The sequence below is a fragment of the Pseudoalteromonas sp. AWH4_217 genome (assembly GCF_056161105.1).
In genome coordinates this window covers 177,468-192,238 of sequence record NZ_JBSWYM010000008.1, presented here as the reverse complement: position 1 = coordinate 192,238, position 14,771 = coordinate 177,468, and the positions used below count along the sequence as shown (strand labels likewise).

Sequence of the window (14,771 nt, the reverse complement as noted above, 5' to 3'; positions counted from 1 at the left end):
GTGCGAAGACGTGTATTGATTAAAATAGGTTGGTTTATGGCGGCGCCGTTTGGAGCACGGCGCCTGAAGTTGATTAGTTACTTAACCCAAATGGATCGTCGATTGAATGTGCAGGTTGGGTAAACCACTTTGGTCCGTTCGGCGTCATATAAAAATGATCTTCCAGTCGGATGCCAAATTCACCCGGAAGGACCAGCATAGGTTCATTAGAAAAGCACATACCGGCCGCCAGCGGCTGCGGATTGTCTTTTACCAGATACGGCCATTCATGAATGTCCAGACCAATACCATGACCGGTTCGGTGTGGACAGCCAGGTAACTGATAATCCGGTCCCAGTTCTTGTGCTGCGAGATAGCTGCGTGCGGCAAAATCGACATCGCCACAAGGAGTGCCAATTTGCGCGGCCTCGAATGCGGCGAGCTGGGCATTTTTTTCGTGTTGCCACATGGTGCGTTGATGTGCTGTTGGTTCACCGAATACATAGGTCCGGGTAATATCACTCAGATAGCCATGGAGCTTACAGCCAGTATCTATTAATACAACATCGCCCTGTTTTAGCGTCTGTGGGTCTTTTACACCATGCGGAAAAGAGGTGGCTGTGCCAAATAACACAATGCAAAAATAACTGCCGGTTGCCCCCACTTTACGGTGCGCTTCATTGATAAAGGCTTCCACCTCCGTGGTGGTGATCCCTTCATGAAGTATCGAGGCCGCTGCTTTGTGCACTGCGAGCGTCATGTCCATTGCCCGCTGGATAAGGGCCAGTTCTGAGTCAGACTTATGCATGCGACAGTGGGCCGTGACGCACTTGGCGTTGATCAGGTTGAGCGCCGATCCGGCCTGACGAATGCCATCGGCGATAAAAAAAGCGGCGCTTTCATCAATGCCCAGCGTCGCATCCGGTGAAATGCCCAGATCAGTCAGCACCTTGGTCAACAGGCTGTAGGGGGACTGCTCTTCCTGCCAGGTATGCATAGGGCCTTCTATCACCTGATAGTCCTTGACCGAACCGACTTCGAAAAACGGTACTATAAATTGTATTTCGCCTTGCGCTGGCAAAATGGCGCCGACCATACGCTCGCTCGGATACCACTGTAAACCCGTAAAATACTTTAAATTGGTGCCAGCATTCAGATAAACAGCTGCTATTTTGTGCTGACGCATATAGGCTTGCGCTGTTTCTATGCGATGCAAATACTCCTCGGGTTTAATAGCAACCACATCCTGCGTCATATCTGTCAGTGCGGCCAGTGCGGCTTCACGATTTTGGTAACCTATGCCTTTCATAATGATTCCTGTTTATTTTTCGTTATTGAAAACGCGCAATACTGTAGGGGCCAATATCCAGCGTTGTTGGTTGATTTGCAATGCACTGTGCGATGAGCTCACTGGTGATTGCGGCCTGAGTCAGGCCCAGATGCTGATGTCCCAGGGCAAAGTAAATGCTCGGATGATGCGGAGCTTGTCCTATCACCGGCAAAGAGTCGGGCAGTGAGGGCCGCGGTCCCATCCAGTGTTCGCCCTGTTGCAAAGTGTTGTTGTCCATGAGTATGGCCCGGGCATGGGTCAGTAACATCTCTGCACGCTCATAATTAGGGCGGGTGTTCAGGCCTGCAAACTCCACGGTCCCTGCCAGACGCAGACCATGTTGCATGGGGGTCATGATAAACTGGCGATCGGCAGAGGCCACCGGGCGGCTCAGGCCACAGGAGACCGATAGCATAGTGTGGTAACCACGCTCTGCTTCGATTGGGAGTTTATAGCCAAGCTGAGCACACAGAGTTTTGCTCCATGCCCCGGTGGCCAATACAAGCCGGTCAAAAGTGCGGCAACCTTGTGTCAGTGTGGTTAGCTTTACCTGAGCCAGGTCAGGGCTGCTTGAACACTCACCCTGGGGGGTGATTGCACATACTTCGGACTTAACGAAGGTTCCTCCCAGTGCTGTAAACTGCTCAAATAAAGCCTGACTTAGCTGATAAGGGTCGGAGGTATGGCCCACTTCGGTAAAGTACAGCGCGTAGTGAATACTGCGACTCAGGCCTGGCTCCAGCGCAAAGAGTTGCGTGCGGTCCAGCAACTCAACGGCAACCCCTTGTTGCTGGTATTTATGCTGTATGGCGCGGATCTCTTTGATTCTGTCATGTTCAAAGGTCAGCAGGCTGCCACGCAGGCTGATGTTGTTCTCAAAGTCCTCCTGCAAAAGCTGCCTGAACGCCGGTAAGGCTGCTTCGTTTAGTGCCCGCAAAGCCTGGGTATGGCGTTTAAACCGGCCCGGCAGCATATTCAGGCAAAAGCGGCTCAGCCAGGGAAGTGCTTTAATAAAGTATTTGTGATCAATGCGCAGGGGACTGAGCTTATCGAGCAGCATCATGGGTAAGCGAGGCAGCAGGGCCTTGTCAGCCAACGGAAATACTTGCTCGGTTGCGAAGTGACCGGCATTACCTCGCGAACATTGCTCACCAATACCTGCCGGGTCATACAGCGTGACACTGTGTCCCTGACGGGCGAGTTGTAAGGCATTACACAAGCCAATTACACCAGCTCCCACAACTGCAATTTGAAGTGAATGTGTCATTGTTATTCTCGTTTGTCAGATTGCATGTTATCAACCAGATGCCACTGTAAAGCTAACCAAAAAATAAACCGTATAGTTTTCATTGGTTTACTAATTTGTGTGCCGCAATTTTTGACGTTCTGGCAATTTTCTTAAATTTGGATATTGATTATTGTATACAATATACCTATGATGGCAAGCACAAACTAAGCAGAGGACTTATCATGAAAGTAGATTGGCAGGGTGTTTATCCCGCAGTAACGACCCAGTTTAATGACGACGAAAGCATCAACTTTGACACCACCAAAGCGATGATCAACACCCTGATTGAAGAAGGGGTGCACGGTATTATTGTATTAGGCACAGTGGGTGAAAACTGCTCGCTACGTGCTGAGGAAAAACGCGATGTATTGCGTGCAGCAAAAGAAGTGGTTGCAGGACGAGTACCCGTTATTTCGGGTGTGGCCGAAACGACCACAGCACTGGCTGTTGAGTTTGTGCGCGACGCTGAAGAAATCGGTGTTGACGGTTACATGGTACTGCCTGGCATGGTTTATCGTTCTACAGAGCGAGAGGCCATCCACCATTATCAGCAGGTTGCACGCAACACCACCTTGCCTGTCATGATATACAACAACCCGGTGACTTATGGCGTGGATGTCTCAATTGAAGGCATGAAAACCCTTGCTGAAGAAGCCAATATCGTGTCTGTGAAGGAAGCAACAGAAGACACTCGCCGGATCAGCGAATTGTTCTCGGCCTTTGGTGATCGCTATGTGGTGTTCGGCGGGGTAGATGATATCGCACTGGAAAGTTTAATGCTGGGTGCAACCGGGTGGATCTCTGGCCTGACAAATGTATTTCCCCGTGAATCCGTTGCTATCTACAAGCTGGCTCAGCAGGGCCGTTACGAAGAAGCGCGTGAGCTGTGGCGCTGGTTCTTGCCTTTGCTACGTCTGGACACTATCCCAACTTTGGTACAGTGCATCAAATATGCAGAGCAACTGGCTGGACGCGGCAGTGAAGTGACTCGCTCTCCGCGTTTACCGCTGACCGAAGATGAGAAAGCCTATGTTCGTCGTTTGTATGATGAGGCACTGACTAACCGGATTGATTTAAGCAAGTTTAATCTGGATTAAGCCTATGAATAAGGGAACATTTTTCTGCATTGACGGGCACACCTGTGGCAACCCGGTACGGCTGGTAACCAGTGGACATCCACAGCTTCAAGGCGCGACCATGAGTGATAAACGCCAGCACTTTTTGGCCGAATTTGACTGGATCCGTCGTGCACTGATGTTTGAGCCCAGAGGGCACGACATGATGTCGGGGTCATTCTTGTATCCACCTACCACAGCAGACGGTGACGTAGCTATTTTGTTCATCGAAACCTCTGGCTGTTTGCCCATGTGCGGGCACGGCACCATAGGTACCGTGACATTTGCGCTGCAGCAGGGGCTGGTAACACCAAAAGAGCCAGGACGTCTCAGGTTAGATACCCCTGCCGGGCGGGTCGACGCTTATTATTCGATGCGCGATGGCAAGGTGGAATGGGTCAAGCTGTTTAATGTTCCCGCATTCTTGGCACACAGGAATGAGGTGGTCTCAGTTCCCGGAATAGGGGAGCTGCAGATCGACATTGCCTATGGGGGGAATTTTTACATAATTGTTGAACCTCAGGGCAATTTTAAAGGCACGCATGCGACGAGCGCCGCTGAGCTGCTGGCGATGAGCCCTAAAGTCCGTGATGCCGTCAATGCGCAGATTGCCTGTGTACATCCACTCGATCCGACGGTATGCGGTGCCTCTCATGTGTTGTGGACAGGTGACCCCAAACAGCCTGATTCCAGTGCCGCCAACGCGGTGTTTTATGGTGACAAAGCGATAGATCGCTCTCCGTGTGGCACCGGTACCAGTGCGCGTATGGCTCAGCTGTTTGCAAAAGGCGCACTGCAAAGTGGCGAGGACTTTATTCACGAAAGCTACATTGGCAGCCAGTTTATTGGTCGCATCGAGGGCACCACAGAAATCGCCGGTCACAGTGCCATATTGCCCAGCATTCAGGGTTGGGCCCGTGTGACAGGGCATAACTGTATTACCGTGGATGACGACGACCCATACGCATTCGGGTTTCAGGTGCTTTAACCGTGAACAGGCTGATGCTAGCCTGTTCACACCATTTGTCTTAAGGAGACAGCCATGACTTTGACAGGACAGAGTTTTATTGCCGGACAATGGTGCGGCAATGCAGACAATGGGCAGTTTTTTGCGTTTTGCCCGCAAACTAATGAAAGACATCATCAGCCATTTTTTAATGCCGATCATGCGCAGCTGAACGACGCAATTTCCAAAGCGCAAACCGCATTTAAAACCTATCGCCGTATCGCGTATGCACAGCGTGCAGCCTTTTTACGTAAAATTGGCGAAGAGGTCCTTGCGCTGGGCGATGGTCTGATTGAAACCACAATGCTGGAAACCGGGCTACCCAGAGCCAGACTGGAAGGCGAGCGGATGCGCACGGTAAATCAACTCAACGCATTTGCAGCAGCGCTTGAGCAGGACCTGGCACCACTGGCACTGACACGTCAGGACCCCGCAGATCCAGACCGAGCACCCTTACCTAAACCTGCCACTGAGTTGCGTTATTTGCCTGTCGGCGTGGTGGCGGTTTTTGGTGCATCTAACTTTCCTTACGCTTTTTCGACGTTAGGTGGTGATACGGCCGCTGCACTGGCCGCGGGTTGTCCAGTGATTGTGAAAAGCCACACCGCACACCCGGGTACCAGCGAGTTAATGACGCGCGCCATTGAGCGTGCCATTCGCGAGTGCCAAATGCCAGATGGCGTGTTTTCGATGATCCAGGGCGCAGACTATGCACTCTCCCATCAACTGGTTGGTGCTGCGGCGGTTAAAGCGGTCGGTTTTACCGGCTCGCTGAATGTGGCAAAAGCTTTGCTAGAGACCATTCATCAGCGTGAAGAAGTGATCCCCCTGTATGGTGAATTGGGCAGCGTTAATCCGCAACTGATTTTGCCTGAGTATGCACTAGAGCAGGGCACAACACTGGCCACAGCATTAGTACAGTCTTTGCTGATGGGTAATGGTCAGTTCTGCACCAGCCCGGGACTGTGGCTGCTTCCTCATGGACAAGCTCAGTTTGAAGCGACGGCCGCAAGGGCAATTGAAGCCGCACCATCGGATACTTTGTTAACGCCAAGAATTTTGAGTAGTTTTGACAAAGCCATGGATGAATTGAAGCGCAATCCTCATGTCAGCACACTGGCTTGTGCTCAGCAGAGCCAGCCTTTTCATGCCAACGCCCATTTGTTTGCCTGTGAGGCGGAAGACTTCATCAAGGATGCCAGCTTGCACGAAGAAGTGTTTGGTCCCAGTGCTCTGATCGTTCGATATCGTGATGAAGCACAGCTGTTGCGTGTTGTGGAGCAACTGGAAGGCCAGTTAACAGCCAGTGTGCATGCCACTAAGGCGGAAGCCGCGGTGCAGGAAACGCTTTTGGATGAATTGAGCTACAAAGTAGGCCGTCTCATCTTTGGCCAGATGCCAACCGGTGTTGAGGTGTGCGGGTCGATGAATCACGGCGGACCGTATCCGTCATCGACGGATGTCCGTTCGACTTCTGTCGGGATACAAGCGATGACGCGGTTCTTACGACCATTATGTGTACAGAGTTAGGCAATCACAGAAGATAGAACGTCTGTAACCCCCGTGGAGTGCGGTTGCATAAGCTTGTTCCTTAGCTTGTGCAATCGCCTATTTGATCATGATATCATCTCATAGAGCGCGAACTATGTGCCTCACAGCGTGCAATTTATGGCAATGCACGTATAATGTATCCCAATGATAATAATTAATTAACCCTATGGCGATTGTACATAAAACCCGAACTCAACTGGTTGCGGAAGCGATCCGAGAAAAAATCCTTTGTGGCGAAATTAAAGCCGGAGAACCTTTACGTCAGGCCGCACTGGCCGATGAACTGAATGTCAGCCGGATCCCTGTCAGAGAAGCACTGTTGCAGTTAGAAGCGGAGGGGTTGGTAAACTTTGAAGCACACAAAGGGGCTACCGTGACCCGATTGAGCGCAGAGCAAATTGATGAGATTTTTGATTTGCGCGCGATTTTGGAAGCGGAGTTACTGAGCCATTCAATTGAAAATCTGACCAAACGAGACCTGCTTGAAGCTGAAGCCATTTTGGCCGATCTGGAAGAAGCGACCGATGCTGGTGATACGCAGTTGGCAACGGGTAAACTCAATGCCGAATTTCACAGCAAACTGTATAGCCGAGCTGAGCGCCCTCAGACTCGTGAGCTGGTCGACGTGTACAGTAAAAATTCAGAACGGTATGTTCGTATGCATATATTGCTTGCTGGTGGTTTGAAAACGGCGCCAGAAGAGCATCGCACTTTACTTAAGTTGTGCCACGAAAAAGACAAAGCCGGTGCCTGCGAGTTTCTGAAAAAGCATATTATAGGTGCCAAAGACGACATTAAAGCCCTGCTGTTGCGCCTTGAACAGGAAGCGAAGTAAGTCCACAGACATTTAACCCAGCACTTAGCGGGTAAGCAAAAGATGCACTCTAGCCAGGGCACTATGCACGCTGGCTAGCCTTCATATTCAAGTCAGAATAAGATCCCTTGTTCATTAAGAAATAACTTGGCTGCATCGGTATGAGGCGCAAAGCGTTTCCAGCGCCCGATTGCCCGGCGGTTGAGTGGCTCTCGTACTTGTACTTTACTGGCCGTCGATACCGGCGCATCGTTAAGGTGAAAGTGCATACAGCTGTCTTGCCAGGGGAGCTCGCAATAAGCCAAAAGCTTTGAGATTTCTTGCTCCGGATTATCGACCAGCGATTCGTACTGCATCATATAAAACTGCTCGCCATGGAGCTGTTTCCAGTGTTGCATTAAGTGATTAAAGCGGGCATAGAATCGTGCCGTATCCATGAGATCCAATGAGTAGGCGTAGTAGGGGTTATTGATGGTAAAAAGCTGGCGGAAATTACCAATACAGGTGTCCATAGGATCACGCATCAGACAGACTATTTTGGCATTAGGCAGTGCCCGGCGGATCAAATCAACATAGAAAAAATTAAAGGGTAACTTGTCAACAAAATGGGCGTGACTACCTGTGACTACCCGGGTCGCATCCAGATAAGTTTGTCCAAGTTGCTGCGCACAGCATTTATAGGCCTGCTCCAGGGTGATGGGATCCAGTACGGTTTGGCTGGTCGTCTGAGCCAGACGTTTCACACTGATCCCAAAATCTTGTAGCTCACCGGCTGACATCACCTCACTGTGACTGGACAAGATCCGCTCAACCAGAGTGGTGCCGGAGCGCGGCATACCCAGTACAAAGATGGGCTCACGGCTTGAGTGGCCGGCGTTCTGATCATAGGGCTCAGCCTGACTGAGACTCTGAATGCGCTCAAAGAGTGCTTCATTGCCTTTGTGGTCAAATGGGCGTGCCGCATGCAATGCTGCTTTGCCCTGCTGTAGTGCATGATAGGCGTCATTAAATTTGCCAAGATCCTGATACTCTTTGGCCAGAGCATGACCCAGGTGCAACCTGGATTCAGGGGAGCTTGCCCGCTCGAAGGCTCCCTGTAAACGTCCAATATGATGTGCATCAGGGGTCGCTTTTTTTAGATCTGACAGCGCAAAGTGGGCTCTGTGGTGATCAGCGTTCAGTGCGAGTGCCTGCTCAAACGCTTGTTCAGCCTCATTAAACAGTCCGACAAATTTCGCACTTACGCCAAAGTTATAATAATACTGGGGATTATTCTGGGTCAGTTGCAGAGCCTGGCGGAAAAAGGCCAGTGCGTTTTCATGCAAACCCACATGGCTGAGCGCCACGCCAAAGGTGTCGGCATCGAGTGCTCGGGTGAGTGACCCCGGGTTTGTCTGCTCTGCGGTTTTGCGGGCCAGCGACAGCTCTCCTTGTAAGGCATAACATTTAGTTAATTGCGCACGGTACTCATCGCTGCTGTGCAACCCCAGGGCTTTTTCAAACAGTCTGACAGCCTTTTTTAACTGCCCGACCTGAAGGTTGATCACACCAAGCAGAAAGTATCCGTCGGCATAGTCGGGTGCATCGCGCAACAGGTGTACAAGGTGCTGATGGGCCGTTTCCAGCTGGCCCTGATTCAGAGCTGCCACGGCGCTTTTATGTCGTTGCTGGATTGATATCATCCTGATTGGTCACTTTTAATAACATAAAGGCTCATCACTATGGATGAGCCTGGGAGTGGGAGAGTTAAATTTACTAAAGTTCAAATTGATAGTCGAACTTAATCCCGACTGTCAGAGGCTTATTGAGGTAATGGCCATAGTTACGCTGGATCTCAGCACCATTGGAGGTGGTGATATCCCGAACATCCCGGCGCACAGAGGTAAACGCATACTTATTGAATAAATTGTTTACGTACAAAGTGGCAGACCACATATCGCCGGTCAGCTTGGCAGAGAGGTTACTGATCCCATAACCAGACAGGGTTTCGCCGCTATCGCGCAAACCAACTTTGGAAATGATATCGCTCTGTGCGGTTAAACCATAGTTGATATCTAAGGTCTTATCGCCCATCACTTCTGTTGAATAGTTTACGCCCAACGAGAACTGATGTTCCGGAGAACCTGGCAGCCTGTCGCCATCTTTGGCGCCATCTGTGCCGTCGACATTAAACAGGAAAGGTGCATCTGCGGTTAACTCAGCCTTAGTGTAGGCATAGGTTGCATACATACTGATAAAATCATTCACAATAGCACGCGTGGATATCTCAACCCCTTTGGCATTGGCAGAACCTGCATTGGATGTATAAGGTAGCTGCCCGATAACAGTAGCACCAGAGATTTGGGCATTGTCCCAGTCAACGTTAAACAGTGCCGCATTAAAGTGTAAGCGGTTTTTTAACCAGGTACTCTTCAGACCCACTTCATAGTTTGTTGTTGTGTCAGCTTCATAGAGCATCTCATTTGGCATAGCACAGCCAACCTGAGTTTTAGAGTCACCTTCTTCACAAGCCGAAATACCATTAGAGCCGCCAATTCTAAGCCCTTCACTGGCAGTAATATAGGCCATGACAGAATCTGTAAACTGGTAGTTAGCATTAAACTTGAACAAGTTACCGCTATCATCTTGTGGCGCAACCGGATTAACGTTTATCTCGATTGTATTGGGATCTGCGCCGTTAAATAAGGTGTTACTCAGCGGAAAATCAACCCCTGACTCTGCACTGACCTTATATTTATAAGCACGCGCCCCAAGGGTGATTGTTAATTTGTCGGAGACCTGATAGCCAACTTCACCAAACAGTGCCTGTTCGGTTACTTCACTTCGGTCAATAGAAAAGTACTCGAGATTGTCAGGACGGGTTTGCTCACCACCAAAATTGGCAACGGCAAATTCACCAAAACCTGGGGTAAATTCTTTACTGCTGGCATCACTTTCAAATTTGTTGTAGAAACCGCCAACAATCCAGTTCCAGTCGGAGTCGCCCTGCGATACCAGGCGGATTTCCTGAGTGAAGGTATCTTCCTTTTCTTCTTCGCGGGTAAATGCTGAGAAAGAGGGGAATTCTTCATAGCCGTAATCAAGGCGGATCAGCAAGTCAGTTTGATCGCGTTGACCGTCGGCTTCAAAGCTGGACCAGCCTGATGCTGAGACCAGCTCTGCAAAGCCCAGATCGGCTTTCAGCTCCAGGCTTAGCAGATCGTCTTCTTTGTCTCTGGGCTCTTCATAACGATAGCCAGATTCGTACTTACCGATACGATCATTCAGTCCGTTTGCTGAATTGAGCGCCTGATAATGTACAATAGAGCGGCCTTCACTTTCTTGTTTCTGATAAAAGTAGTTGAGCGTGCCGTCAAACCAGTCGTTTGGTTTCCAGCGCACAGAGATGCGCCCTGTGGTGGTAGTCTCGCCGTTTGCGTCGGCAACCCGTCGAAGGTTGTTATCTACCGCACTCTGATCTGTCCAGTCGGGATCGGCTTTTGATACACCGGCTTCGCGTACCACATAGTTGTAATCGATAAACCCCGGGTCGTTATAGTGATTCAGGCTGGCACGCAGCGCCAGTTCATCTTCGATGATGGGAGCATTAAAGACAAAACCGCCTTCACCACCTACAGAGTCGCTTTCTTTGTTCTGAAACATATCACCATACAGCTGAACCGTGGTGATATCTAACTCAGGGGCTTTAAGCATGTAGCGAATGGCACCACCTAAGGTGCCCGCGCCATACAGGGTACCCTGCGGGCCGATCAATACTTCGACTCGCTCTACATCAGTCAGGCGCATATCCAGTGACACCGGTATTTCATTGATATAGGTAGCAACTGTGCCGCCATCTGAGCCGGGGCCTGATGAGTTGGTGTTGAGACCTCGTACTATGATAGGTGAGCCTGAACGACCCCCCTGATCCGTCACTGTCAGCCCCGGTACCCAGCGTGCAACATCGGCCAGCTCACCGATGTTCTGATCTTTCATAACGTCCGCATCAAGCGCAGTAATGTTGAGCGGAGCTTCTTGTACAGAGCCACTGCGTCGGGTTGCCGTGATCTGAATAACTTCGAGTGATTTTTCTTGCACACCGGCTTCGTCGGCATTAACTGCGGATGACAGCAGCAGCGAGCCTGGCAGCGCACCGGCGATGGCCAGAGAAATGAGTTTAGGTTTTAGCATTGTAGCGCATCCTGAAATGTACTGGTTGTTGTTTTTATGCAAACTAAGAAAGCATAAAGTGAATCAGGTAACAAGATCATTGAAAAAGGTACGTGAATTAATATTTATTATATTTGCAAATATATTCACTATCAACGGGTTTTTAGGCGAATTCATGCATGAAATTTCAATAAAAAAATTTTCACGATAATTTGTGATTTTGTGGGTTTGTTTATCTTTTATCTGGTCTTTCTATGCAGTTATTTGAATTAATTATGCGATTTATGTTTTGCTTGTTTGTTGTTCAGTCTTTGTGTCAGCGGAAAAGTATGCACTGAGTGTAAAACCTCACCGTTTCACATACATTGTTGAAAGGCTTGATGTATGGTTATGCCAGCACAAAAGGTCGCGGCTGGTTTAGATGGTTAATTTTAAATGAAAGGTGAATAAGTATGCCAGCGAGTGCGCCTGCGTTAGCATTATTGCTGAATAGGATTGCAAAACGACTATGCACGTTAGGATGAGTTGGGAGGCAAGGTTGTACTCAGCTGACTTTGCTCCTCTGACGTCAGCGTATCGCGTACATGGGCACTGTCGTAAAAAGAGTGGATCTGACTAATGGTCCCATTTTTGACCGTCAGCCAGTCACAAGAAGGAATAACCCCTGCTGGAGTGTGGTTCTCGAACCAGATGGCAGACTTATCTGGTCCGGCAATCACCGAAACTATGGTCAACTTTTGCACACTTTTAGCCGCCAGAGGTGCCACTGTGTTCAGGTAGTGATCGCGACCAGCTAACCGGCCAAATGGACTAATATGCAGAAAGTCTGGAGCAAGATAGGTGTTCAACCACGCCATATCCTGGTCTATCCAGGCTTGTATCCAGCCGCGCGCTAATTGCTCGGATGTAAGCGTGTGTGCCATAGCATATGCTTATTGTGATTGTGTTCGAAAGTGGTGTCCCAAGTATAGTCGGGTTTTAACGGCCTGCATCAAGTGAGCATGCGAATAACACGACAAAGACTTGGTTGTATTGATATTTGGCGGCATACTGAAAATCCGTGTTTCTATTGATGATCTTACTATGCGATGTCTATTTTTATGTTTGCTCATTGTCTGTTCCTTTCATTTAAAAAGCGCCGAGCTCTACTTTGGGGCACCCGCAGCAGCCAGCGACTACGCGTTTTTGATAGGACAATGGCAGTGCCGGTATGAGCAGCTGGACCCGCAAGGGAAGACACTGTTCTCAGCGCCATGTCGCTGGCATGCTCACTATGCCTTTGACAATAAAATGGTAGTGGACGATTTCAGCCTGCTGGATGAACAGGGCAAGGTAACCTACGCAGGCAGAACACTCAGAACCTTTTCACTTCAGGACAAACGCTGGCATCAGGTGTTCTTACCCGTGCAAATGAGCGCAACCCTGAACCCATTTACTGCACACAGAGATAAAGAAGGTGTTCACCTCGAAGTTGAACAGCGCCTGCCAAACGGCGAGCTACAACCCGCACGCTTTCGCTTTAGTCAGATAAGTGACAAGGGGTTTGTTTGGGAAAGTAGCAAGCAGCTTGAAGGTAGCGACAAATGGTATATTGATATGCGGATAAGTGCGCATTGACTACCTTTGAACTGAAGAGCGAATGAGTGATCGTCATAAGCTTAAACGATGTTGCTGATATTCATCGCGAGTTAAAGAGACGTTGAGTGTGCACGCTCAAATTAAGGCAGAAAGGCAGCGACTGCTGCCCTTGAAAGAACATTGAGGGTATTGCGTATCAATGTATCACTTGGGTATTACACTTAGCGCTAAATCATCCAGCAGGACAGTTGCATCTTGTTGACTTTGAGTATAAATAAACTTCAAGTTCACAAGTTTCACCGTTCTGGTCTCGTCCAATGGTAAGTGGACGTCAAATGGCGTCACGGCATTACCGTTCCCAGATAGCGTTACCCGCTCATAAGTGTAGGGGTACTTACCGTCACGCTGATAAGTGACATGTGCTTCTGCAATCACAGATTCAGTGTCAAAACCGGAAAGCATTTGTAAAAGCCCACTAAAATTCAAACTCTTTAAATTGGTATTTTCAGGAAATACGTAGGTATAGTAGTAAGGGCTGTATACACTAAAGTTTGTAAATTGAACTTGTACACTTTGTTCACCACTAATGGGTGCTTGGTTTGTTAAATGGGCAACGCCATCACTGTTTGATGGAAATATAAATAAATTTTCATTTTCGAAGTCGCCGTGAGGAATTAGATTAAGGCGCTCTTTATGAACGACATGAAGGGCAAGTTCGTCAAGAAGCACGGACATGTCTTGGCTGTTTTTGTAGTGCATGAACTTTAAGTGTACCAACTTGATCTTTCTTGTTTCATCCAGTGGCAGGTTAACACTAAATGGCGTAACTGCGCTGCCATTTCCGGATAGTGTTACACGCTCATAGGTATAAGGATATTGATCGTCTCTATGATAGGTAACATGTGCTTCAGCAACTATAGACTCAGTATCAAAACCAGCGGTCATTTGTATTAGACCACTAAAGTGTAAACTTGAAAGCTGTGTGTTTTCTGGGAAAACATATCTGTGGTAGTAAGGGCTATAGACACTGGAATCAGTAAAGTGCACTTCTGCACTTTGTTCGCCAATTATAGGGGACTGGTTGGTTATATAAGCTGAACTATTACTATTTGAAGGAAATTTGAATAAGTTTTCACTTTCAAAATCACCATGAGGGATCAAGTTATCATACCCTTTGGGAACTGTATGAAGTGCCAGGTCATCAATAATTACAGACAGGTCGCGTTGATTCCTGTTATGCATGAATTTTAAATGCACCAGTTTGATCTTTCTGGTTTCATCCAGTGGCAAATTGACATTGAAAGGTGTGTTATAGTTATTGCCACCGGAGAGTGTTACTCGTTCATAAGTGTAAGGGTATTGTCCATCGTTATGATAAGTGACATGAGCCTCGGCAATTATAGATTCTGTATCGAACCCGGAGATCATTTTTATTAAACCACTGAAGTGTAAGCTTGAGAGCTGGGTATTTTCAGGGAAAACATATCTGTGGTAGTAAGGGCTATAGACGTCAATGTCTGTAAAATGAACCTCTACACTTTGTTTTCCGCTGATTGGAGTTTGGTCTGTTAAATAGGCAACGTTGCTGCTGTTAGAGGGGAATCTGAATAAATTCTCACTCTCAAAGTTACCATGCTGAATTAAGTTGCCCAGAACCTGAGGTTTTAATAGATTACTACTACTTTCATTTCCAGTTGCATATGAAATGGAGGTGAAAATAGCAAATATTAGGGTTATAAACCTAGCTAAAATCATTTAAACTTTCCTTTTTGGTTGTGGTTATAATAACCTTTTACTCAATATGTATTTTGCGTCTAATAAATTATTTATCAATCAAATAGGAGTGAACTCCGTCCAACGATAGTACCTAAATTGTGTGGTTATGTAACCAAAAAGTAAGCAGATTTTTTCAACCAGTAAAAACATTCGTTTGGCAATTTCGTATATCACTTTCGGCAGCT

Annotated in this window: 11 protein-coding genes; 5 read left to right on the top strand and 6 right to left on the bottom strand. The window is 48.2% G+C overall.

Annotated elements, in window-relative coordinates; all coding sequences use genetic code 11:
- Positions 1 to 73: 73 nt before the first annotated feature.
- The gene (locus tag ACXAH1_RS12065; protein WP_475196950.1) at positions 74 to 1,288 is read right to left on the bottom strand and encodes a M24 family metallopeptidase; all 1,215 of its coding nucleotides are present in this window, start codon (positions 1,286 to 1,288) and stop codon (positions 74 to 76) included.
- 22 nt (positions 1,289 to 1,310) lie between these two features.
- Positions 1,311 to 2,576: an NAD(P)/FAD-dependent oxidoreductase gene (locus tag ACXAH1_RS12060; protein WP_475196948.1), complete on the bottom strand. Its 1,266-nt coding sequence runs from the start codon at positions 2,574 to 2,576 to the stop codon at positions 1,311 to 1,313.
- A 203-nt stretch (positions 2,577 to 2,779) separates the two neighbouring features.
- Between ACXAH1_RS12060 and ACXAH1_RS12055 the strand changes: the two genes are divergently transcribed.
- The 4 genes from ACXAH1_RS12055 to ACXAH1_RS12040 all read left to right on the top strand — a co-directional run bounded on the left by ACXAH1_RS12055 (position 2,780) and on the right by ACXAH1_RS12040 (position 7,104).
- Positions 2,780 to 3,694, top strand: a complete 915-nt coding sequence (locus ACXAH1_RS12055; protein WP_253044362.1) for a dihydrodipicolinate synthase family protein — start codon at positions 2,780 to 2,782, stop codon at positions 3,692 to 3,694.
- 4 nt (positions 3,695 to 3,698) lie between these two features.
- Positions 3,699 to 4,700 (top strand): 4-hydroxyproline epimerase, encoded by a 1,002-nt coding sequence (locus ACXAH1_RS12050; RefSeq protein WP_475196945.1) that lies wholly within the window; start codon positions 3,699 to 3,701, stop codon positions 4,698 to 4,700.
- 54 nt (positions 4,701 to 4,754) lie between these two features.
- The gene (locus ACXAH1_RS12045; RefSeq protein WP_475196944.1) at positions 4,755 to 6,248 is read left to right on the top strand and encodes an aldehyde dehydrogenase (NADP(+)); all 1,494 of its coding nucleotides are present in this window, start codon (positions 4,755 to 4,757) and stop codon (positions 6,246 to 6,248) included.
- Between the two features lie 187 nt (positions 6,249 to 6,435).
- A complete protein-coding gene (locus tag ACXAH1_RS12040) occupies positions 6,436 to 7,104 on the top strand; it encodes a GntR family transcriptional regulator (RefSeq protein WP_253044365.1) in 669 nt (222 codons plus the stop codon).
- Positions 7,105 to 7,196: 92 nt separating this feature from the next.
- On the opposite strand, the gene ACXAH1_RS12035 is transcribed toward ACXAH1_RS12040, so the two are convergent.
- The 3 genes from ACXAH1_RS12035 to ACXAH1_RS12025 form a co-directional block, all read right to left on the bottom strand.
- Complete coding sequence (locus ACXAH1_RS12035) at positions 7,197 to 8,765, bottom strand: tetratricopeptide repeat-containing sulfotransferase family protein (protein WP_475196941.1); 1,569 nt, start codon at positions 8,763 to 8,765, stop codon at positions 7,197 to 7,199.
- A 73-nt stretch (positions 8,766 to 8,838) separates the two neighbouring features.
- The gene (locus tag ACXAH1_RS12030; protein ID WP_475196940.1) at positions 8,839 to 11,253 is read right to left on the bottom strand and encodes a TonB-dependent receptor; all 2,415 of its coding nucleotides are present in this window, start codon (positions 11,251 to 11,253) and stop codon (positions 8,839 to 8,841) included.
- A 494-nt stretch (positions 11,254 to 11,747) separates the two neighbouring features.
- A complete protein-coding gene (locus ACXAH1_RS12025; protein ID WP_475196938.1) occupies positions 11,748 to 12,155 on the bottom strand; it encodes a nuclear transport factor 2 family protein in 408 nt (135 codons plus the stop codon).
- Positions 12,156 to 12,315: 160 nt separating this feature from the next.
- Between ACXAH1_RS12025 and ACXAH1_RS12020 the strand changes: the two genes are divergently transcribed.
- Entirely contained in the window at positions 12,316 to 12,849 is a 534-nt protein-coding gene (locus tag ACXAH1_RS12020; protein ID WP_475196937.1) for a hypothetical protein, read from the top strand.
- Positions 12,850 to 13,014: 165 nt separating this feature from the next.
- On the opposite strand, the gene ACXAH1_RS12015 is transcribed toward ACXAH1_RS12020, so the two are convergent.
- Complete coding sequence (locus ACXAH1_RS12015; protein ID WP_475196935.1) at positions 13,015 to 14,565, bottom strand: hypothetical protein; 1,551 nt, start codon at positions 14,563 to 14,565, stop codon at positions 13,015 to 13,017.
- Between the last annotated feature and the right edge of the window lie 206 nt (positions 14,566 to 14,771).

Coding starts and splice junctions, on each gene's coding strand:
- ACXAH1_RS12035 (WP_475196941.1), bottom strand. CDS start 8,765: ATGATATCAATCCAGCAACGACATAAAAGCGCCGTGGCAGCTCTGAAT.
- ACXAH1_RS12045 (WP_475196944.1), top strand. CDS start 4,755: ATGACTTTGACAGGACAGAGTTTTATTGCCGGACAATGGTGCGGCAAT.
- ACXAH1_RS12040 (WP_253044365.1), top strand. CDS start 6,436: ATGGCGATTGTACATAAAACCCGAACTCAACTGGTTGCGGAAGCGATC.
- ACXAH1_RS12065 (WP_475196950.1), bottom strand. CDS start 1,288: ATGAAAGGCATAGGTTACCAAAATCGTGAAGCCGCACTGGCCGCACTG.
- ACXAH1_RS12030 (WP_475196940.1), bottom strand. CDS start 11,253: ATGCTAAAACCTAAACTCATTTCTCTGGCCATCGCCGGTGCGCTGCCA.
- ACXAH1_RS12050 (WP_475196945.1), top strand. CDS start 3,699: ATGAATAAGGGAACATTTTTCTGCATTGACGGGCACACCTGTGGCAAC.
- ACXAH1_RS12060 (WP_475196948.1), bottom strand. CDS start 2,576: ATGACACATTCACTTCAAATTGCAGTTGTGGGAGCTGGTGTAATTGGC.
- ACXAH1_RS12055 (WP_253044362.1), top strand. CDS start 2,780: ATGAAAGTAGATTGGCAGGGTGTTTATCCCGCAGTAACGACCCAGTTT.
- ACXAH1_RS12015 (WP_475196935.1), bottom strand. CDS start 14,565: ATGATTTTAGCTAGGTTTATAACCCTAATATTTGCTATTTTCACCTCC.
- ACXAH1_RS12020 (WP_475196937.1), top strand. CDS start 12,316: ATGCGATGTCTATTTTTATGTTTGCTCATTGTCTGTTCCTTTCATTTA.
- ACXAH1_RS12025 (WP_475196938.1), bottom strand. CDS start 12,155: ATGGCACACACGCTTACATCCGAGCAATTAGCGCGCGGCTGGATACAA.